Annotated in this window: 19 protein-coding genes; 9 read left to right on the top strand and 10 right to left on the bottom strand. The window is 63.1% G+C overall.

The features are described 5' to 3' along the window. Positions 1 to 146: 146 nt before the first annotated feature. The 4 genes from FJ930_RS17395 (at position 147) to FJ930_RS17380 (ending at position 5,213) form a co-directional block, all read left to right on the top strand. A complete protein-coding gene (locus FJ930_RS17395; protein ID WP_140743407.1) occupies positions 147 to 1,154 on the top strand; it encodes a ribonuclease in 1,008 nt (335 codons plus the stop codon). A gap of 228 nt (positions 1,155 to 1,382) precedes the next feature. Further along, a complete protein-coding gene (gene ettA / locus FJ930_RS17390; protein ID WP_141839358.1) occupies positions 1,383 to 3,032 on the top strand; it encodes an energy-dependent translational throttle protein EttA in 1,650 nt (549 codons plus the stop codon). A 45-nt stretch (positions 3,033 to 3,077) separates the two neighbouring features. After that, positions 3,078 to 3,848: a trans-aconitate 2-methyltransferase gene (gene tam / locus FJ930_RS17385; RefSeq protein ID WP_141839356.1), complete on the top strand. Its 771-nt coding sequence runs from the start codon at positions 3,078 to 3,080 to the stop codon at positions 3,846 to 3,848. Between the two features lie 243 nt (positions 3,849 to 4,091). Beyond that, positions 4,092 to 5,213: a beta-ketoacyl-ACP synthase III gene (locus FJ930_RS17380; RefSeq protein ID WP_140608106.1), complete on the top strand. Its 1,122-nt coding sequence runs from the start codon at positions 4,092 to 4,094 to the stop codon at positions 5,211 to 5,213. Between the two features lie 24 nt (positions 5,214 to 5,237). Here FJ930_RS17380 and FJ930_RS17375 read toward each other — a convergent pair whose 3' ends face one another. From FJ930_RS17375 to FJ930_RS17365, 3 genes are all read right to left on the bottom strand, one after another. Next, entirely contained in the window at positions 5,238 to 5,804 is a 567-nt protein-coding gene (locus tag FJ930_RS17375; RefSeq protein WP_141839354.1) for an isoprenylcysteine carboxylmethyltransferase family protein, read from the bottom strand. A gap of 104 nt (positions 5,805 to 5,908) precedes the next feature. Continuing rightward, positions 5,909 to 6,307, bottom strand: coding sequence for a glyoxalase/bleomycin resistance/extradiol dioxygenase family protein (locus FJ930_RS17370; RefSeq protein ID WP_141839381.1), 399 nt, complete (start codon positions 6,305 to 6,307; stop codon positions 5,909 to 5,911). A 19-nt stretch (positions 6,308 to 6,326) separates the two neighbouring features. Further along, a complete protein-coding gene (locus FJ930_RS17365; RefSeq protein WP_141839352.1) occupies positions 6,327 to 6,749 on the bottom strand; it encodes a tautomerase family protein in 423 nt (140 codons plus the stop codon). A 196-nt stretch (positions 6,750 to 6,945) separates the two neighbouring features. Here FJ930_RS17365 and FJ930_RS17360 point away from each other — a divergent pair, with 196 nt between their 5' ends. Further along, entirely contained in the window at positions 6,946 to 7,515 is a 570-nt protein-coding gene (locus tag FJ930_RS17360) for a TetR/AcrR family transcriptional regulator (RefSeq protein WP_246676944.1), read from the top strand. Between the two features lie 4 nt (positions 7,516 to 7,519). Next, on the top strand, positions 7,520 to 8,137 hold the full coding sequence (locus FJ930_RS17355) for an MOSC domain-containing protein (protein ID WP_141839348.1): 618 nt from the start codon (positions 7,520 to 7,522) through the stop codon (positions 8,135 to 8,137). A 51-nt stretch (positions 8,138 to 8,188) separates the two neighbouring features. Here the strand turns inward: FJ930_RS17355 and FJ930_RS17350 are convergent, their stop codons facing one another. From FJ930_RS17350 to tsaA, 4 genes are all read right to left on the bottom strand, one after another. After that, a complete protein-coding gene (locus tag FJ930_RS17350) occupies positions 8,189 to 9,028 on the bottom strand; it encodes an SDR family oxidoreductase (RefSeq protein WP_141839346.1) in 840 nt (279 codons plus the stop codon). Positions 9,029 to 9,161: 133 nt separating this feature from the next. Continuing rightward, the gene (locus FJ930_RS17345) at positions 9,162 to 10,124 is read right to left on the bottom strand and encodes a D-amino acid aminotransferase (RefSeq protein ID WP_141839344.1); all 963 of its coding nucleotides are present in this window, start codon (positions 10,122 to 10,124) and stop codon (positions 9,162 to 9,164) included. 198 nt (positions 10,125 to 10,322) lie between these two features. Continuing rightward, positions 10,323 to 10,637: a DUF2293 domain-containing protein gene (locus tag FJ930_RS17340; protein ID WP_140743387.1), complete on the bottom strand. Its 315-nt coding sequence runs from the start codon at positions 10,635 to 10,637 to the stop codon at positions 10,323 to 10,325. Next, complete coding sequence (gene tsaA / locus FJ930_RS17335) at positions 10,634 to 11,158, bottom strand: tRNA (N6-threonylcarbamoyladenosine(37)-N6)-methyltransferase TrmO (RefSeq protein ID WP_141839342.1); 525 nt, start codon at positions 11,156 to 11,158, stop codon at positions 10,634 to 10,636. Before tsaA ends, FJ930_RS17340 begins: the two co-directional genes overlap by 4 nt. A gap of 200 nt (positions 11,159 to 11,358) precedes the next feature. Between tsaA and FJ930_RS17330 the strand changes: the two genes are divergently transcribed. Beyond that, a complete protein-coding gene (locus tag FJ930_RS17330) occupies positions 11,359 to 12,381 on the top strand; it encodes a metalloregulator ArsR/SmtB family transcription factor (RefSeq protein WP_141839340.1) in 1,023 nt (340 codons plus the stop codon). After that, entirely contained in the window at positions 12,381 to 13,298 is a 918-nt protein-coding gene (metF, locus tag FJ930_RS17325) for a methylenetetrahydrofolate reductase [NAD(P)H] (RefSeq protein WP_140743381.1), read from the top strand. Before FJ930_RS17330 ends, metF begins: the two co-directional genes overlap by 1 nt. 492 nt (positions 13,299 to 13,790) lie before the next feature. Here the strand turns inward: metF and FJ930_RS17320 are convergent, their stop codons facing one another. Further along, the gene (locus tag FJ930_RS17320) at positions 13,791 to 14,708 is read right to left on the bottom strand and encodes a DMT family transporter (protein WP_141839338.1); all 918 of its coding nucleotides are present in this window, start codon (positions 14,706 to 14,708) and stop codon (positions 13,791 to 13,793) included. A 212-nt stretch (positions 14,709 to 14,920) separates the two neighbouring features. Between FJ930_RS17320 and FJ930_RS17315 the strand changes: the two genes are divergently transcribed. Beyond that, positions 14,921 to 16,141 carry an alanine racemase gene (locus FJ930_RS17315; RefSeq protein ID WP_141839336.1) on the top strand — a complete coding sequence of 407 codons (1,221 nt, stop codon included), beginning with the start codon at positions 14,921 to 14,923 and terminating at the stop codon, positions 16,139 to 16,141. Positions 16,142 to 16,280: 139 nt separating this feature from the next. Here the strand turns inward: FJ930_RS17315 and FJ930_RS17310 are convergent, their stop codons facing one another. Next, positions 16,281 to 17,459 carry a lytic murein transglycosylase gene (locus tag FJ930_RS17310; RefSeq protein WP_141839334.1) on the bottom strand — a complete coding sequence of 393 codons (1,179 nt, stop codon included), beginning with the start codon at positions 17,457 to 17,459 and terminating at the stop codon, positions 16,281 to 16,283. 246 nt (positions 17,460 to 17,705) lie between these two features. Continuing rightward, positions 17,706 to 18,506 carry a GH25 family lysozyme gene (locus FJ930_RS17305; RefSeq protein WP_141839332.1) on the bottom strand — a complete coding sequence of 267 codons (801 nt, stop codon included), beginning with the start codon at positions 18,504 to 18,506 and terminating at the stop codon, positions 17,706 to 17,708. Positions 18,507 to 18,547 lie beyond the last annotated feature (41 nt).

Genomic DNA, 18,547 nt, shown 5'->3' with positions numbered 1-18,547 from the left:
TGTGTGCCCCTGCCGTCGGTTTTGCGTCAATCCACACCACCCGCTTTTTGCCCAACGATGTTTCTTGCGTTTGGCCAGCAAAATATCGCAATTCTGACATGGAGACAGCGGCAGTCTGTCACCCATTTGCTTCAGCGGGGATTCCTATGCGCATTGGTGTTGTTTTCGGATTGGCCTTGTTGGCGGCATCGCTGGCCAGTGCAGCGTTTGCCGACGTCAAGATGAGCGGCACTTTCGTCGCCGACGCCGCCTGTCCGGCAACGCAGGCCATCAAGAACGGCAAGAACCCCGGCAATGTCTCGACCGATGCCGGACAGGGCTATCAATTGCTTGCCGGCAACAAGGATGCGCCGACGCACTATTTGATCCAGGTGCCCGGCGCCGATCCGGAGCGTCGCTGGGTGAAGGTCTCCTGCGGCCATCTCTCGGGCAGCAGCGCCGCGACGGTTCCGGCGGCTCCTGGTAGGCAAGACAAGCAAGCGGCGTCGGGAAAACCCGAATATGTCTTCGCGCTGAGCTGGCAGCCGGCCTTTTGCGAGACCAAGTCGAACAAGGCCGAATGCAAGGCGCAGAATCCGAGCGAATTCGACGCCACCAATTTCACCTTGCACGGGCTGTGGCCACAGCCGAACGGCAATTTCTATTGCCAGGTTTCGGCCGGCGACAAGGCCAACGACAATCCTGCCCACTGGCAGGACCTGCCGCCGGTCAACCTTGACGCCGGCACCCGCGCGGAGCTCGACAAGGTGATGCCGGGCACCGCCTCGAAGCTCGAGCGGCATGAATGGATCAAACACGGCACCTGCTACGGCAAGAGCCAGCAGGAGTATTTTTCCGACGCACTCAGCCTGATGCGCGAAGTGAACAGCTCGCCTGTGCGCGATCTCTTTACCAAGAACATCGGCGGCAAGCTGACGGCCGACCAGATCCGCAGCGCCTTCGACCAGGCCTTCGGCTCGGGCGCAGGGGATCGGGTGCGCGTTTCCTGCGTCATCGATCCGTCGAGCGGCCGGCGGCTGATCGGCGAACTGACGCTCGGCCTCGCCGGCCCGATAGGTCCTTCCAGTTCGCTGAAGGACCTGCTGCTGGCATCGGTGCCCACCAACAAGGCCGGCTGCCCAGTGGGTACGGTCGATCCGATCGGCTTCCAGTAAGCGCAAGACCGCCGCGTTTGGTAAGCCGGCGTGCCAGTCGCGGACAGACGCGGAAGGTTAACCGGAGCTTTCAGCAGGGGCGTGACCGGCAGAAACGTCGCCTCTCGGCGGACACTTCCCCGTGTGCCCGGCCCGCAAAAGCGATTGCCGTTCGCCGCCGCATCGCCTACATAGCGGCCAACCTCCATTCAAATCGACAATTCAGTCAGTTTTTCAGGGAAAGCGCGCGTGGCACGCCAGTTCATCTATCACATGTCCGGCCTGTCGAAGGCCTACGGCACCAAGAAGGTGCTCGATAACGTTCATCTGTCCTTCTATCCGGACGCCAAGATCGGCATTCTCGGGCCGAACGGTTCGGGTAAGTCGACCATCCTGCGCATCATGGCCGGGCTCGACAAGGAATATCAGGGCGAGGCGTGGTTGGCCGAGGGCGCGACCGTGGGCTACCTGGCGCAGGAGCCGCAGCTCGACAACTCAAAGACCGTGATGGAAAACGTCATGGACGGCGTTGCCAGGAAGACCGCCATCATCGAGCGCTACAACGAGCTGATGATGAACTATTCCGACGAGACGGCGGACGAGTCGGCAAAGCTCCAGGACGAGATGGACCGGCTGAACCTGTGGGATCTCGAGCAGCAGGTCGAGATGGCGATGGACGCGCTGCAGTGCCCGCCGGGCGATTCCGAGGTGACCAACCTGTCGGGCGGCGAGCGTCGCCGTGTGGCGCTCTGCCGGCTGCTGCTGCAGCAGCCCGATCTGCTGCTGCTCGACGAACCGACCAACCATCTCGACGCCGAGACCACGGCGTGGCTGGAAAAGCACCTGCGCGACTATCCCGGCTCTGTGCTAATCATCACCCACGATCGCTACTTCCTCGACAATGTCACCGGCTGGATCCTCGAACTCGACCGTGGTCGTGGTATCCCCTACGAGGGCAACTACACCAGATATCTCGACGCCAAGGCCAAGCGCCTGATCCAGGAAGGCCGCGAGGACGACGCCCGACAGAAGTCGATCTGGCGCGAACGCGAATGGATCCAGTCCTCGCCAAAGGCGCGCCAGACCAAGTCGAAGGCGCGTATCAAGGCCTATGAGGAACTGGTCGAGCAGTCGCAGAACCGCAAGCCCACCGACACGCAGATCGTCATCCCGTCGAGCGAGCGCCTGGGCAATGTCGTCATCGAGGTCGAGAACCTCAGCAAGGGCTTCGGCGACGAGCTTCTGATCGAGAACCTGTCGTTCAGGCTGCCGCCGGGCGGCATCGTCGGCGTCATCGGCCCGAACGGCGCCGGCAAGACGACGCTGTTCAAGACGTTCACCGGCCAGGAGAAGCCGGATGCGGGCACAGTCCGCATCGGCGAGACGGTCAAGCTCGGCTATGTCGACCAGAGCCGCGACGCGCTCGAGCCGAACAAGACGGTGTGGGAAGAAATCTCCGGCGGCGCCGAAGTCATCAAGCTCGGCAAGCACGAGGTCAACAGCCGCGCCTACTGCTCGTCCTTCAACTTCCGCGGCGGCGACCAGCAGCAGAAGGTCGGCAACCTCTCGGGCGGCCAGCGCAACCGCGTGCACCTGGCAAAGATGCTCAAGACCGGCGGCAATGTGCTGCTGCTCGACGAACCGACCAACGATCTCGACACCGAAACGCTGAGCGCGCTGGAAGACGCGCTGGAAGCCTATGCCGGCTGCGCCGTCATCATCAGCCACGACCGCATGTTCCTCGACCGCATGGCCACCCATATGCTCGCCTTCGAGGGTGACGCGCATGTCGAATGGTTCGAAGGCAACTTCGAGGAATACGAGAAGGACAAGCTGCGCCGCCTCGGCGCCGAAGCGGCAGCCCCGCACCGCATGACGCACAAGCGCCTAACGCGGTAAGGGGGCACTAGGCGGCGAATTCTCAAGGCGATATGAGGAGCTCAAATGGCCGACTGGTCCGCCGCCCAATATCTGAAATTCGAGGACGAACGCACGCGGCCGGCGCGTGACCTCGCGGCCGAGGTGCCGGTCGACTTCCCACGCCGCGTCGTCGACATCGGCTGCGGGCCGGGCAATTCGACTGAGCTCCTGGTCGAGCGCTGGCCGGATGCGGAGGTCAGAGGCTTCGACACCTCTCCAGACATGATCGAGAAGGCGAGGGCGCGCTTGCCGGGCGTCAGTTTCGATCTGGCGGACGCCTCCACGTGGCAACCGGCCGAGCCGGTCAACGTCATTTTCGCCAATGCGGTGTTCCAGTGGTTGCCGGGACATCCGGCGGTATTCCAGCGGCTGATGGGTCTTCTGGCGCCGGGGGGCGCGCTGGCCGTCCAGATGCCCGACAATATGGGCGAGGACTCCCACCGCCTGATGCGCGAGACCGCCGCCGAAATGCCGTTTGCCGCCAAGATGAAGGGGGCGGCGCGCGCGCCGCTGCCTCCAGTGTCGTTCTATTACGACCTGTTGTCACCGCTCAGCGACAGGGTCGACATCTGGCATACCATCTACAACCATCCGCTGGCCGATGCCGAGGCGATCGTCGAGTGGGTGAAGGCAACCGGGCTGAAGCCGTTCCTCGATCCGCTTGAAGAGCACGAGCGCAAGCTGTTCCTCGACAGCTACACGGCAAGTATCGCCAAGGCCTATCCCAAGACCGCGAACGGCAAGGTGCTGCTGCGTTTCCCCCGCATCTTCATTGTCGCCAAGCGGGCCGGATAGGGCATGTCCGAATTCAAGTGGCGCCGGCCTGCAAACGGCGGCCTCCTGCGCTTCCGCGGCTCAGGTACGAGAACCACGCGCCGCTCCTGTTCTCAACCTGTACGCCTTGTGAAAGTCAGGTTTACGTGCGCGTAAATCTTTGGTTTAAGCCGGCGTAAACCGGCGAAGTGAGAAAAGTGTTGCGCCGAAGCGTTTCGGCGCTCACATGAAGCCGCAAGGCCTGCGGATGGGACGGACTGAAATATGCATCGCGTCATCATCAGCGGCATCGGCGCTGAAATTCCTCAACCTGTCATCACCAATGAAGAGCTGGTCGAAAGCTTCAACAGCTGGGTCGACACCGAGAATGAGCGGCGCCAGGCCACAGGCGGGACGCTGCTGCAGAAGTCGGACGCAGACTTCATCGTCCATGCTTCCGGCGTGCGCAGCCGCCATGTGATCGAACGCGAAGGCATTCTCGACCCAACCCGCATGGCACCGCGCATTCCGGCGCGGCCGGATGACGTCCTGTCGCTGCAGGCCGAGTTCGGCATCGCTTCGGCCAGGAAGGCGATCGCCCATGCCGGCATCGACCCGTCGGAGATAGATCTGGTGATCTGCTCGTCCTCGCATCAGCAAAGGCCATATCCAGCCATCGCCATTGAAATGCAGGAGGCATTGGGCACCAAGGGGGCCGGCTTCGACATGGGGCTTGGCTGTTCGTCGGCGGCGGCGGCATTGCACATGGCGGTCAACCTGGTGCGCTCGGGCGCGCACAAGCGTATTCTGGTCACCACGCCCGAAATCATCACCGGCCATCTCAATTTCCGCGACCGGCAGACGCATTTCATCTTCGGCGACGCTTCGGTGTCGATGGTGGTGGAAGGGCTCGCGTTGGGCGAAAAGCGGCCGGAACGCTTCGAGGTGCTCGACACGCGTATCTGGACGCAGATGTCGAACAACATCCGCACCAATCTGGGCTACCACACACGCACGGCCCAGGACGATCCCTATATGATCGACCTGGAGGGCAATCTGATCAAGCAGGTCGGCAACAAGGTGTTCAAGGAAGTCACCGTCGCCGGGCACAAATTCATCGTCGAATTCCTGGCCGAACATGGGCTGACGCCGCAGGCCGTCCGTCGCTTCTGGCTGCACCAGGCCAATGCGCGCATGAACGCGATGATCCTGAAGCTGGCGTTCGGCCACGAGGTCGGCCACGACCGCGCGCCGATGGTGCTGGAGCGGCTCGGCAACACGGCGGGCGCCGGTGCCATCGTCGCGCTGTCGGAAAACCATGCCGACATGAAGCCCGGCGATTTCGGCCTGATCTGCGCTTTTGGCGCGGGGTATTCGATAGGCGGCGCGCTGCTGAGGATGCTCTGACTTGCGGGGTGCTCCGGCCGCGCGTCAGGCGGGAGCGAACGGCACCAGCATCGGCACACGCCTGGCATAGTCGTCATAGGCGGTTCCGAGTTCGCCGCGCAGGAAACGCTCCTCGAGCTTTGCCTTCATGACGATGCCGATGATGAGCAGGAGCGCGCCGGCAATGCCCCAGACAGCGCCTTTTGCCGCCATGGTGGCGAGGATCGCCAGAAGCAATCCTGTGTAGATCGGATGGCGAACGAGGCCGTAGGGGCCGCTGTCGACGACACGGTGCCCTGCCTTGGCGGTGACATTGCCCGACCAGAGACGGCCAAGATGCAGCCTTGCCCACCACGAGAAGCCGAAGCCGACAGCGATCAGCACAACGCAGGTCCAGGCCACGGCAAGATCGGGAACCCACAGCCGCAGGCGCCCGTAGTAATTGTGTGCCGGGAGGAGGAACAGGACCGCGCCAAACACCATCACCATCCGGTAGCGCATCTCCGACCCAAGGTCGGCACGTTTGGCGACCGGATCCGCCCAGAAGGCGGCAGCCGCCCACGACACCACCCAGATCAGCCAAAGCAGCACGATTGCCGTTCCAGGACGCATGGTGATCTCCGTGGACCTGTCCGGACGTCACCATGGGACCGGCACGGCATGGCGGCAATGCCGAGCCGGTTCTGATCGAGGTAAGAAGATCGTGATCCGCGCCCTCATTCACCGGAACAACTGAACATCCACTGCACGCCATAGGCGTCAACCAGCATGCCGAAGGAGGTTCCCCAATATTGCCGTGCCAGGGGCACGGTGATCCGGCCGCCGACGGTCATGCGGGAGAAGAGTTCGCGCATGGCCGACAGGTCGTCGAACTCCAGCATCATGGCGGAGCCTTTCATCGGTTCGGCATCGTCATTGTCGGAGGCATGGAACAGCACGCCCGGGCCCTCAAAGCGGGCATGCAGGACTTTTCCGCGCATGGCTTCGGTTCGCACCGGCATGTTGTTGTCGCCCCAGCGCAGCAGGATCGTTCCCCGGCCAAGGCCGCACTGTTCGTAGAAGGCCAGTGCCGGCTCGCAATTTGTGGTGAAGAACAGCGAAGGAGAGAGCCGCACCGTCATCGCTCCTGCCGGATCAGTGCGCGGCGGCCGTGGCGGCGGCGACAAGCGCGTCGCCTGTATATTGCCTGTCGCCGATGCCCCAGCCGCCATCGGGCGCGTTGACGATGTTGATCCAGGTGTTTTCGGGCCTGTGCCCTGGCACGCAGAGTTCGGCGACAATTTTCGCGGCGGCGTTGATGAAGGCCTTGCGAGTTTCGACCGAGCCAAGGCCGATATTGGGCAATTTCAACTCCACTATGACGACAGGCCGATTGGCGCCGCCGGCATAGATATGGCGGAGCGGCAGGATGTGGACCGTGCCACCGACAATCGCGTTGAAGAAGGAATTGCCGGTGGCACCGGAGGCTTCGATGAGAGCGGCGCTGAGACGCGGTAGGATTTCGCGCTCTCCGGCGGGGGTCAGTACGCCTTCCGGCGCGGTCACGGTGATTGGCATCTGGACTCTCCTTGTGCTCGAACTGCATGGCCTTGCCAAGGGATGGTCCTTCGGCTTGCCATGTTTCGTATCAATTGTTATGTTATGTGCAGAAGGTGAGTCAATAGGTTTCGTATCGATCGATATGGAAGATTTGGAAAAGCCGCGCGGTGGCCGGCCGCGTGCATTCGACCCCGACCGGGCGCTGGATGCGGCAATGCATCTGTTCTGGGAGCATGGCTATGAGGCGACGTCGCTCGCCATGCTGCGCGAAGCGATGGGGCTGACGCCGCCACAGATCTACAATGCCTTCACCGACAAGGAGACTTTGTTTCGCAAGGCGCTGACACGCTACCACGAGACCGAGATCGGCTTTGCGCTGGAGGCGCTGAGCGCGCCGGTCCCGACGCGGGAGGCGATCCGGCGGTTGCTGCTGGGTGCAGCGGAAGCTTATTCCAGACCCGGCAAGCCGGGCGGATGCCTTTTCGTCAGCGGCGCGCTGGCAGCCTCGCCGCAGGCGCAAGCTATCGCGGATGAACTCAAGGCCTATCGCAAGGCGAGTGAAGCGGCGATCGCGCAGCGGCTGGCCAAGGGGAGAGCGATGGGCGATCTGCCGGAAGGCCCCTCCGTCGAAGGCTTCGCCAAATATATCGCCGGCGTCATGAACGGCATGTCTATCCAGGCGCGTGACGGCGCATCGGCCGAAGAGTTGCGCATTATGGCCCAAACCGCTCTTGCGGCCTTGCCGGCCGAAGGGCAAAACCGAGGCGCATCATCCAAGGAATGAAGCTATGCTGGATCTCTTCCCCGAGGCCGAGAAGCCGGTCGAAATCATCCCGGCGAAAAAGCTTTCTGCTCGCGCGGCGGCGCTCTATGTCGCGCCGGCGGATCATTTCCAGACGCGTCCGGCGGAGGAATTGCGGTTGGGCTTCGACGGCATTTCAGGCGATTTCCATGCTGGAGCGACGCGGCGCTCGGGCGGGCGCGAACCCTGGTATCCACGCGGCACAGAAATGCGCAACGAACGGCAATTGTCGATCGTGGCAGCGGATGAACTGGCCATCGTCGCCGAACGGATGGGATTGGCCGAGATCAAGGCGGAATGGATCGGCGCCAATCTGGTGATCGAGGGCGTGCCGCATCTCTCGATGCTACCGGCCGGTACGCTGCTTTTCTTCAAGGACGGAGTGACCCTCAAGGTCGATGCCCAGAACGGGCCTTGCCGCATCGCCGGGCGATCGATCGCCGAAAACGGTGGGATGGCGGATGTGGAAGCCGGCGCGCTGTTGTTTCCGAAAGTGGCCAAGCGGCTGCGTGGCGTCGTCGCCTGGGTCGAGAAACCGGGAACGATCAGGGCCGGCGAAGAGATTTCGGTGCGGGTGCCCGAGCAGTGGATTTATCGCGCATAGCCGAGGGTAGGGCTACGCCGCCCATCGGGCGGCGTAGCAAGACCCTGGGCCTTAGCTCTTGCGGTTCTTGTTGGCGCCTTGCGCCATGACGGAGACGTGGTCCCACTTCTCCCAGGTGGCGATGCGGTTGGCGTATTCCTGGCGGATCATCGGCAGGCCGCCGTCGCCGAAGAACACACGCAGTGGCGGTTCGGCGGCATCGACAATCGCCAGCATCGCCGGTCCGGTAGCCTCGGGATCGCCTGCCACGGCGCGGCTGCGGCGTTCCGCCATGGCGGCGCGAGCGGGCGCATAGGCCTCGATCGCTTTGGAGACCTTGGCCGACGGGCCGGCCCAGTCGGTGGAGAAACCGCCCGGCTCGACCAGCGTCACATGGATGCCGAATTCCGCGACCTCGATGCTGAGCGACTGGCTGAACGCCTCCAAGGCCCATTTCGAGGCATGGTAGAGGCCGAGCGAGGCAAAGGCATTGACGCCGCCGATGGACGAGATCTGGATGATGTGACCGGACCGCTGCGCCCGCATGATGGGCAGCGCGGCCTGGGTGACCCAGAGCGCGCCGAACACATTGGTTTCGATCTGGTCGCGGGCTTCCTGTTCGCTCACTTCCTCGATGGCGCCAAAATGACCGTAGCCGGCATTGTTGATGACGACGTCGAGCCGGCCAAAGCGCTGGTGCGCCTCGGCAATTGCCGCATCGACGGCTTTCTTGTCGGTAACGTCGAGCTTTATCGCGGCGATGTTGTCGCCATATCTCGCGACGAGATCGGCGAGCGTTCCGACGTCGCGGGCGGTTGCGGCGATGCGGTCGCCACGCGCCAACGCGGCTTCCGCCCAGACGCGGCCAAAGCCTTTCGACGATCCGGTGATGAACCAAACCTTGTTTGTCATGATGTGGAATCCTTGCCCGTGCGGGCGTGATTTTTGGTGAAAGCGGAGGCCTCTCCGCTTTCGGGCAAATACGGCCTGTCCCGTGATTTTCCAGAGGCGAGGCGAAATCTTTTTGACCAGCCTGCCCGGTTGATCAGGGATAGCGCACCGGGCTCGACCATGCCGGATCGTCGTGTTTTTGCCAATAGAGGGTCATCAGCCGGCTGGTGACCGGCCCGACCTTGCCGCCGGCGATCGCCGCGCCGTCAATCTCCGTCACCGGCATGATGCCGCCAGCGGTCGAGGTGATGAAGACCTCGTCGGCCGCCTTGAGCGCCGCGACGCTGACATCGGTGGCTGTCGCGGCGAGACCTTCCTCGGAGCAGAGGTCAAAGACTGTGCGCCTGGTGATGCCGGGCAGCACGCCGATCGCCGGCGTCGACAGTTTGCCATCCTTGACGCAGAACACGTTGAAGCCCGGACCTTCGGCGACATTGCCGTTGAAGTCGAGAATGAGAGCGGTCTCGGCGCCACGGTCATAGGCGTCGTAGAGGCCGCGCACCAGATCGAGCCAGTGGTAATTCTTGATCGCCGGATCGACCGAGGCCGGCGGGATGCGCACCTTGTCGCTGATGGCCACGCGCAGGCCACGCTGCAATTGCTCGGTATTGGCGACCGAGCCGAACGGTACGGCGAAGGCCATGAAGCGGTTGACCGCCTGGCGGGGGTCGCGGCTGAAGGTCGGCGAGGCTCCACGCGTGCACAGCATTTCGACATAGGCAGCGCGGAGACCAGACAGCGCGACGCAATCGTGCAGGATTTCGCTCACGCCGTCGCGATCGAACGGGATGGTCATGCGCAGTTTTTCCAGCCCTGCGAAGAAACGGTCGAGATGTTGGTCGAGACGGAAGAAACCGCCGTTCCAGACATGCACGGTATCGTAGGTGGCGTCGGAATGCAGAAACCCCCAGTCCAGTACCGATACCTTGGCTTGCGACATCGGCAGGTACTGGCCATCGAGGAAGGCGACGCCGTTGGGATAGGCATGCGGGTCGATATGCCGATCGGAGACAGCGGGCAGTTGCCGTGCATCCCACGTCTTCGTTGTCTGGCTCATCGAGGCCTCCTCTCGCACAAGGCGGACCATCAGCCTAGCGGTCCCAGTCGGAAGGCATAGGGCCAGCCACCCGGCGCTGTTCGTCCTCTATCAGGATCAGGTTTACGAGGGAAACTTGTCCTGACCTGGGTCGGCCAGGCGGACAGCCAGCCTGACAATGCAATCGTCGTGCCGACGCGGCAATAGGGGGACCAAGCCTTACTCGTCCTCTTCATCGGCGTCGAGCAAGCGGGTCGCGCGCCAGCGCGTAAGCATGATGTTGGTCTGCTCGATGACGAAGAAACGGGCCGAGTCGCGGTCGTAGCCTTCGGTCAGCAGCTTTTCGTAGTCGGTATGGTTGTGGCGGATATGGGCAATGGTCGCCAGCCAGACGGCGATCGTCGGCGGCAAGGTCTTCATGTGCACCGAGCCGGCGTCGGCGCGGATCTTCTCCATGTCGGCATAAGGCGCCAGCGGCAGGAGCGCGGTCAGCGCCTTGGCGATGGCGCGGCGGCGGCCGGTCGGCGCTGTCATCGTTCATCACGTCCTTCGACCGTCGCCTCTGCTATGGCGTCGGTCGAGGCGAAGTAAGGCTTGATGTCGATGACCGGCGTGCCGTCGAGCACGTCGATGGCGTCGAGGTCGACGCGCCCGGTGCCGATGTCCAGCCCGACGAGCCTGGCCACATGCAGGCCGATCGGGTTCGGTCGGGCAGGGGAGCGCAGGCCGAATACGCCTTTCGCATCAGCCGCATGGCGCGGTTTCTGCACGATCAGATTCCGCGGCGCGTGCTGCAGCCAGGACAGGACAATGACATGGCTGGCTCGTTCCAGTCCGCGCAGGCCATCGCGGTAGGGCGCATCGATGGTCAGCACCGCGGGTTGTCCGGCCTCGCGCGCCGCGCGCATGTTTTTCGGGCAGCTTTCCCGTGTCGTCCATGGCGAGGCGATGCGGCCAATGAAAACGACGCCGCCATCCGCGGGCATCGTTGCCGGATCCTGCTCCAGCCTGATCTCGCCTTCGCGCGACTCGAACATCTCACGCGGTCCGGTCATTCTGTCGATCTCTGTGTTGATGCAAGTCATGCTTTGTGTTGATGCAAGGCATGGTCCAAAGACCGCAACACATTTTTGGACGACATGCACCCGGAAATCACGCATGCGGCATTTTCTTGTCCGGAAGCGACATAGCTCTTGCAAGGCCTCAAAAATCGACATAAACATATGTTTATATCTTTTTCAAAGAGAATACGCTGATGCATGTCTCGCTCGACACCATGGTGGATACGTTGAAGGCGGCGGCCGAATCGAGCCGCCTGCGCATACTGGCGCTGCTGTCACGCGGCGATCTCACCGTTTCCGATCTTACCGAAATTCTCGGCCAGTCGCAGCCGCGTGTCTCGCGGCACCTGAAACTGTTGCTGGAAGCCGGGTTGATCGGCCGCTACCAGGAGGGATCGTGGGCCTTCTTCCGTCTGTCGGATGCCGATTCCGCGCGCGATTTCGTGCTGAGCCTGGTTTCCAGCATTCGCGGCGCCGACCCGCAGGTCGAGCGCGATCTCGAGCGCCTGTCCTCGGTCAAGCGCAAGCGGCAGGACCGGGCGGCGGAGTATTTTTCGCTGAATGCCGCGAGTTGGGACCATATCCGCTCGCTGCATGTGCCGGACCGTGCCGTCGAGGCCGCGATGCTGAAACTGGTCGGCAAGCGGCCGTTCCAGTCGATGCTGGACCTGGGCACCGGCACAGGCCGGCTGCTCGAAATCTTCTCGCCGCTCTACCGGCGCGGTGTCGGCATCGACATGTCGCGCGAGATGCTGACCGTGGCGCGCGCCAATCTCGACAAGGCCGGCGTTTCGAATGCGCAGGTGCGGCAGGGCGATATCTTCTCGCCGCCGGTCGAGCGCGATGCCTTCGATCTCGTCACCATCCACCAGGTGCTGCACTATCTCGACGATCCGGCCCGCGCCATCCATGAGGCGGCGCGGCTTCTGCGCCCGGCCGGCCGGCTGGTCATCGTCGACTTCGCGCCGCACACGCTGGAATTCCTGCGTGACGAGCACGCGCATATGCGCCTTGGCTTTTCCGACCGGCAGATCGGCGAGTGGTTCGCCGAGGCCGGCCTCGACCTCGAGGATGCCCAGGAGTTTGAACCGCGCGGCGGCAACGAAGCCAGGCTCACCGTCAAGCTCTGGCTTGGCCGCGACCGGCGCCTGCTGATCGCCGATCCCGCCAACGCCAGCCAGCAGACCAGAGTGAGCTCGATAGGGGAAATCGCGTAATGAACCAGTTCCGTTTTTCCCGCCGGCCCGACATTGGCGACAAGGTCCGGGTTTCGTTCGAATTCTTCCCGCCGAAGACCGACGAGATGGAGGCAAGGCTCTGGGATACGGTGACAAGGCTGGAGCCGCTGAAGCCGAAATTCGTCTCGGTGACCTATGGCGCCGGCGGCTCGACGCGCGAGCGGACGGCGCGCACGATCGACCGCATCCTGAAGGAGACCAGCCTGACGCCGGCGGCGCACATGACCTGCGTCGACGCCGCCCGCCATCAGGTCGACGGGGTGATCCAGGAGTTTGCCGATATGGGCGTGAAACGCTTCGTCGCCTTGCGCGGCGACCCGGCCGCAGGTGTCGGCACCGCCTACCGCCCGCATCCGGACGGCTACGCCAACGGCGCCGAACTGGTGGGGGCGCTGAAGGTTGCCGGCGATTTCGATATCTCGGTTTCGGCCTATCCGGAGAAGCATCCGGAAAGCCCCGATTTCGCCACCGACATCGACATGCTGAAGCGCAAGGTCGACAATGGCGCGACGCGGGCGATCACACAGTTCTTCTTCGACAATGATCTCTACGAGCGTTATGTCGAGCGCGCGCGCCGCGCCGGCATCTACATCCCGATCGTGCCCGGAATCCTGCCGGTGCACAATTTCACCCAGGTCGCCAATTTCTCCGCGCGCTGCGGCGCGCTGGTGCCGGCATGGCTGGCCGAGCGCTTCGACGGCCTGCAGAACGATCCGCAGACGCACGCGCTGGTGGCATCGGCGGTGGCGGCCGAACAGGTGCTGGATCTGGTCGAGCGCGGGGTGGGCGACTTCCATTTCTACACGATGAACCGCGCCGACCTTGTCTTTGCCATCTGCCACATGATCGGTATCCGCTCGCACGAGGCGGAGGTGGCCGGATCGGCCGCGGCATGAGGCACTGCTGAACAGCAAAAGGCCGGGTAAAAACCCGGCCTTTTGAATTGTTTTGAACTATCTGGTGCTGGTCTTCCCCGGCTTGGCGGGTTCAGGGAAGGACGCCCATAATGAGGGCGCCGATGAAAGCAAACGCAGCACAAATCATCAATGCGTTGATTGGCCTCGTAAGTCCCATGACATAGCCTCCTCTTAAAGAGCTATGCCCGGAGTCTAGGTTCATTTGTGCCACAGGCAAGCGGAAAATGTGCTGCATTGCGACATGAATGCCAGATTTGCGACTCGTTTTTGCCGTTAGATGTTGAAACTTCTAGGCAAAAATCCGCTAGAGACCTGTGAATAAATTATGGCGGGACCGTGTCCTTGGCGTGTCATGGCAGCGCTACCGCGTCGATCCGAAAATCGAATCCGGCTTACATCAAGTCGGCGGCCGACACATGATCGAAGCGGTTGGAGCGTTCTCTTCTGCGCCCGATTTGGACGCGCCGCGCTCTAACGTTTTCCGAACAACCGCCCGTCGATGGTAACAAGGCCGAGACCGATCAGCATGACACCCCCGATCTCGAAAAGCTCCAGCCGTTCGCCCAGAAACAGGAAACCGAGCAGCATGGCGCTGGCCGGAACGACCAGTGTCACCAGCGAGGCGTTGGTGGCGCCGGCAGAGGCGACCAGGTTGAAATAGAGGATGTAGGCGAAGGCGGTGGACAGGAGCGCCAGCGCCAGCACCGCCGCCCAGACGGGAGGCGAGGCCGAGAACAGGCCGGCCGGGCCATGGGCGAAGAGCACGATCGGGACCATGATTATGGTCGAAGCGGTCAGCTGTCCGGTGGCGAGCACCGGCGAAGGCACGCCCTTGAAACGGCGGGCGACCATCAGCGCGACGGCATAGGACAGAGACGCGCCGATCAGCGCGAATTTGGCCCAGACCGGGCCGCCAAGCCCGGCAAGCAGGCCGGGACCGATCATGACGGCGGTGCCCGCGATGCCGAGACCAATCCCGGCCAGTTTGTTCCAGGACAGCTTTTCGTCCGATGTCATCGCGTTGGCAAGGATCAGCGTCCAGAACGGCGTCGTCGCATTGAGCACGGAGGCGACGCCGGCGCCAAGCTCTGTCTGGCCGGCGAAGATCAGCGAGAAGGGCACGACGTTGTTGGTGAAGGCCAGGAGGAAGAACAGGCCGGCGTGAGGCAGGGCAAGCCGGAAGGAGGGGCCGCGCAGGGCGAGATAGAGTTGCAGCGCGATCGCGGCGATGGCGACGCGAAACAGGACCAGCACCAGCGGATGAAGTTCCGCCACCGCGATGCGGGCGAAAAAGAAGGAGCCGCCCCAGATCGCACCGAGCAGCAGCAATTGCCCCCAGTCCTTGAGGACCATCGGTCCGCGTGGTGCTGAAGTCGCGGCTATTGCCATGTGCATCGTCCTCCCAAGACGGCCTGAGAGCCAGTCAGCCAAGCAGAAGCCATATCGGGTTCGGCGACAAGCGCCACCCGAAACATGATCGATGGCAAACATCGCCGCCAAAAGGATCTAGCACCAAGGCGCCAGGCGCACGAGACACAGAATTGTTTTCATTAGCCGCTAGCTTGGATTAATTGTGCACAGCCGAAGTCGAGGATTCGTCAATGCAGCGATTCGAGAATGCACGCGAGGCGGCTCTGGCGCTTCGCCCCGACGATCCTGTCTATTGCTTCCGCCCGCAGGTGCTCAAGGCCGATGCCAAGCAGTTCATGGGCATGTTTCCCGGCAAGACCGCCTATGCGGTCAAGACGAATGGCGAGCAGATCGTGCTGAAGACGCTTGTCGATGCCGGCGTCACCGCTTTCGATGTCGCTTCGCCCGGCGAGTTCGCCGCCGTACGCGCCGTCTCTCCCGATGCAGAGATGCTCTACATGCATCCGGTCAAGGCGCAGTCGGACATCAAGCTGGCGCTGGAGAAATACGGCATCCGCGTCATTTCGCTCGACCATGAGGACGAGATCACCAAACTGACACGGGTGGTGCGGGCGCTCGATATCGACCCCGGCGCGATCAGCGTTTTCGTGCGGGTGCAGACCAAAGGCCATGCGGCCTACGAGCTGTCGAAGAAGTTCGGCGCCGGGCCGGCTTATGCCGTGGAACTCGCCGAGCGGCTGAACCGCACCGGCTACAAGGTCGGCCTGTGTTTCCATGTCGGCAGCCAGATCGAGGACCCCGACACCTATGAGCGGGCGCTGGCCTCGGCCGACTGGGTGCGCAACCGGCTGACCTTCGACCTGGCCGGGCTCGATGTCGGCGGCGGCTTTCCGGCTGAATACGGGCATGACCCCAACCGCAAGCAGATCGAGATGCCGTCTCTCGGCCAGATCATGTCGCGGCTGTCCGGCGACATGAAGGAATACCAGTTCGACCAGATGCCGCTGGTGGCGGAGCCGGGCAGGGTGATCGTGGCGCGCTGCCTGTCGCTGATCGTGCGCGTGCTCCTGCGCAAGGGCAAGCGGCTCTACATCAATGACGGCATTTGGGCGTCGCTGTCGGATTCCTGGACCGGCAAGATCACACTGCCGGCGCGCTTCATTCCCGATCCGGCTATCCGGACCCGCAATGGCGCCGAAAAGAACATCGTGCCGTTCAAGGTCTGCGGCGCGACCTGCGATTCCGTCGACATCCTGTCCAGGCCGTTCTGGCTGCCTGAAACGGTCGACACCGGCGACTGGATCGAGATCGGCCACATCGGCGCCTATTCGCTGTCGCTGAGGACCCGCTTCAACGGCTTTTATCCCGATACCTTCGTCGAGGTGGCGACACCCTTCGACGAGGGCGATGCGCCGGAAGGGTTTGCGAGTTTGGAGACGATGGCGGATTAGGGAATGGTCAGTAGTCAGTAGTCAGTAGTCAGTAGTCAGTAGTCAGTAGTAAGTAGTCAGTAGTCAGTAGTCAGTAGTGGTGCAGCGCTCTATGCTACTACTCACTACTCACTACTCACTACTCACTACTCACTACTTTTTATAGCTTCCCCAGCAATTCCGGCGTCGGCCAGCCGTCAACTGGCAGACTCAGCCGCGTCTGCTCCTTGCGGATTGCTTCGCGCGTGTTGGTGCCCAGAATGCCGTCGACCGTGCCGACATCGTAGCCCCTGGCTTCGAGCTTAGTCTGCAGCGCCTTCATCTGCTCGTTGTTGAGGCCCGGCTCGGGATTGCGCGGGTCGATCGGCGGCGCGCCCGCCAGCCGTGCGGCGAGGTTGGCCGCCGTCAGCGCATAGGTGAAGGACTGGTTCCATTCGAGATAGACGTCGAAATTGTCGTAGGTGAGGAAGGCGGGACCTTTGCGGCCCATGGGCAGCGCGAGCCCGGCCTTGAGGCCCTTGTCGGCCAGCGGCGAGCCGTCGGGATTGGTGACGCCCCACTGCGACCACTGCGTCAGCGGCAATTTGTTGGTGCGCCCGGTCTGGTCCCAGGGCATGTCTTCAGGAACGCGGACTTCCTGGATCCAGGGTTCGTCGCGCTTCCAGCCGCGCGACAGCACCTTGTTGCCCGTGGTCATGATCACGTCGGGCACGCTGTTGCGCAGGTCGATCTTGCCGTCACCGTCGCCATCGACGCCACGGGCAAGATAGTCCGAAGGCAGGATCTGCGTCTGGCCGATTTCGCCTGCCCACGCGCCCTTGACGTCGGCCGGCAGCACACCGCGATCGATCAACTCCAGAAGCGGCACGAGCTGCTGCCGGAACAACTGCGGGCGGCGGCAATCATGCGACAGCGTCACCAGCGCGCTCAGCGTGTGGAAATCGCCCTGCACGGCGCCGAAATCGGTTTCCAGTGCCCAGAAGGCAGTAATGACAGGCGCCTGAACGCCGAACTGCTGGTCGGCGCGAGCAAAGATACCGGCGTATTTCTTCATGTTCGCCGCACCTTGCTTCAGCCGGTAGGCCGAGATCATGCGGTTGGAGAATTCGATGAAGGTCTGGGTGAAGACACCCTGGGCGCGGTCTCGCGCCAGCGCCCTCGGGTCGAAGGCGGCGTCCTCCAGCGCGTCGAGGCCGACAGCGCCGACACCAGCCGCCTTGGCTTCGGCCGCCACACCCTGCTTCCAGGTTTCGAAATCGCCGCCGCATTCCTGCGCCATCGCCGGCAAGGCCGTGGCGCACAGCAATAGCGCCGCGAGGGCTTGGGAACGCAATCGCATCAGCTTCCTTTCGACATTCAGGGCTCCAGGCGACCCGGCGCGTCCGTGCGGATGCGCGTCGTCTTGGAATACCGGCGGTTGTACTCTTGGCCGCCGGCAGTGTCGAAAAGCAGGCGGCAGGCCCGGTGTCAACGGTTCTTCTGCCGCGGCCGCTTGTTAAAGACGCCTCCGCTGCCGCTGAACAGGTGTCAACGGTGCCTGCCGCGGGCCGTTGTTGAAGTCGGCCCCGCTGCCGTTCAACAGGTGTCAGCGGGTGTTCTGCCGCAGCCACTTGTTCCAAGCGGCTTCGCTGCCGTTGAAGACGTTGATGTCGGATTTGCCGGTCATGCCCGGAACGATGCCGGTCCCGGTGTACTGCCAGAAGGTGAAGGGGTGGCTGCCATACTTCTCGCGCGGATGGCCCGCGACGGAGCGCAGCCAGTAGGGGTAGCCCCGGAAGGTCGACAACTCGTTGTCGTCAAAGAAGTCGACCGACGTGTAGATGATCGGCTTCTTGCCGTAATGCCGCTCGACGATTTCGAGAAAGGTGGTCATCTCCGCGCGCACCGTGGCCGCGTCGGGGCGCAGCCTGCAGGTCGGCGATTTCGGGTTCCATTCCATGTCGAGGACCGGCGGCATGGCGGACCGGTCGACCGGCACATTCTGGATGAACCAGTGCGCCTGCTGGGCCGCCGGCGTGCAGAAATAGAAGAAATGATAGGCGGCGCGCGGAACACCGGCGGCCTTTGTGCGCGCCCAGTGCTCGCTGAAATAGTCGTCGAAGCGGTCGCCGCCTTCGGTCGCCTTGATGAAGGCGAACGAAATGCCGCTCGCCCTGGCCGCGGGCCAGTCGACCGAGGTCTGATATTTGGAGACGTCGGTGCCATGGACGGAATAGTTCCAGGGTGCGCCGCTGTCCCATTCATGCGGCTTGGAATCGGCGAAGCGCGGCGCGCGCACCGCTACCGTCGAACTGCTCGACGCGGATGGCGACAGCGGCGACAGATCGTCGACGGTCGAGCAGGCGCCAAGCAGCGTCAGCACGAAAAGAGCCGCAAGACGGCGCATCACAACTCCCGAGCCGGAATCAGCCGGTCGCTGATGGGTCT

The sequence above is a fragment of the Mesorhizobium sp. B2-4-15 genome (genome assembly GCF_006658505.1).
Lineage (GTDB): Bacteria > Pseudomonadota > Alphaproteobacteria > Rhizobiales > Rhizobiaceae > Mesorhizobium.
This window is presented reverse-complemented; position numbering and strand designations above follow the sequence as displayed.

Coding starts and splice junctions, on each gene's coding strand:
- FJ930_RS17395 (WP_140743407.1), top strand. CDS start 147: ATGCGCATTGGTGTTGTTTTCGGATTGGCCTTGTTGGCGGCATCGCTG.
- tam (WP_141839356.1), top strand. CDS start 3,078: ATGGCCGACTGGTCCGCCGCCCAATATCTGAAATTCGAGGACGAACGC.
- FJ930_RS17380 (WP_140608106.1), top strand. CDS start 4,092: ATGCATCGCGTCATCATCAGCGGCATCGGCGCTGAAATTCCTCAACCT.
- FJ930_RS17375 (WP_141839354.1), bottom strand. CDS start 5,804: ATGCGTCCTGGAACGGCAATCGTGCTGCTTTGGCTGATCTGGGTGGTG.
- FJ930_RS17365 (WP_141839352.1), bottom strand. CDS start 6,749: ATGCCAATCACCGTGACCGCGCCGGAAGGCGTACTGACCCCCGCCGGA.
- FJ930_RS17360 (WP_246676944.1), top strand. CDS start 6,946: ATGCATCTGTTCTGGGAGCATGGCTATGAGGCGACGTCGCTCGCCATG.
- FJ930_RS17355 (WP_141839348.1), top strand. CDS start 7,520: ATGCTGGATCTCTTCCCCGAGGCCGAGAAGCCGGTCGAAATCATCCCG.
- FJ930_RS17350 (WP_141839346.1), bottom strand. CDS start 9,028: ATGACAAACAAGGTTTGGTTCATCACCGGATCGTCGAAAGGCTTTGGC.
- FJ930_RS17345 (WP_141839344.1), bottom strand. CDS start 10,124: ATGAGCCAGACAACGAAGACGTGGGATGCACGGCAACTGCCCGCTGTC.
- FJ930_RS17340 (WP_140743387.1), bottom strand. CDS start 10,637: ATGACAGCGCCGACCGGCCGCCGCCGCGCCATCGCCAAGGCGCTGACC.
- tsaA (WP_141839342.1), bottom strand. CDS start 11,158: ATGACCGGACCGCGTGAGATGTTCGAGTCGCGCGAAGGCGAGATCAGG.
- FJ930_RS17330 (WP_141839340.1), top strand. CDS start 11,359: ATGCATGTCTCGCTCGACACCATGGTGGATACGTTGAAGGCGGCGGCC.
- metF (WP_140743381.1), top strand. CDS start 12,381: ATGAACCAGTTCCGTTTTTCCCGCCGGCCCGACATTGGCGACAAGGTC.
- FJ930_RS17320 (WP_141839338.1), bottom strand. CDS start 14,708: ATGGCAATAGCCGCGACTTCAGCACCACGCGGACCGATGGTCCTCAAG.
- FJ930_RS17315 (WP_141839336.1), top strand. CDS start 14,921: ATGCAGCGATTCGAGAATGCACGCGAGGCGGCTCTGGCGCTTCGCCCC.
- FJ930_RS17310 (WP_141839334.1), bottom strand. CDS start 17,459: ATGCGATTGCGTTCCCAAGCCCTCGCGGCGCTATTGCTGTGCGCCACG.
- FJ930_RS17305 (WP_141839332.1), bottom strand. CDS start 18,506: ATGCGCCGTCTTGCGGCTCTTTTCGTGCTGACGCTGCTTGGCGCCTGC.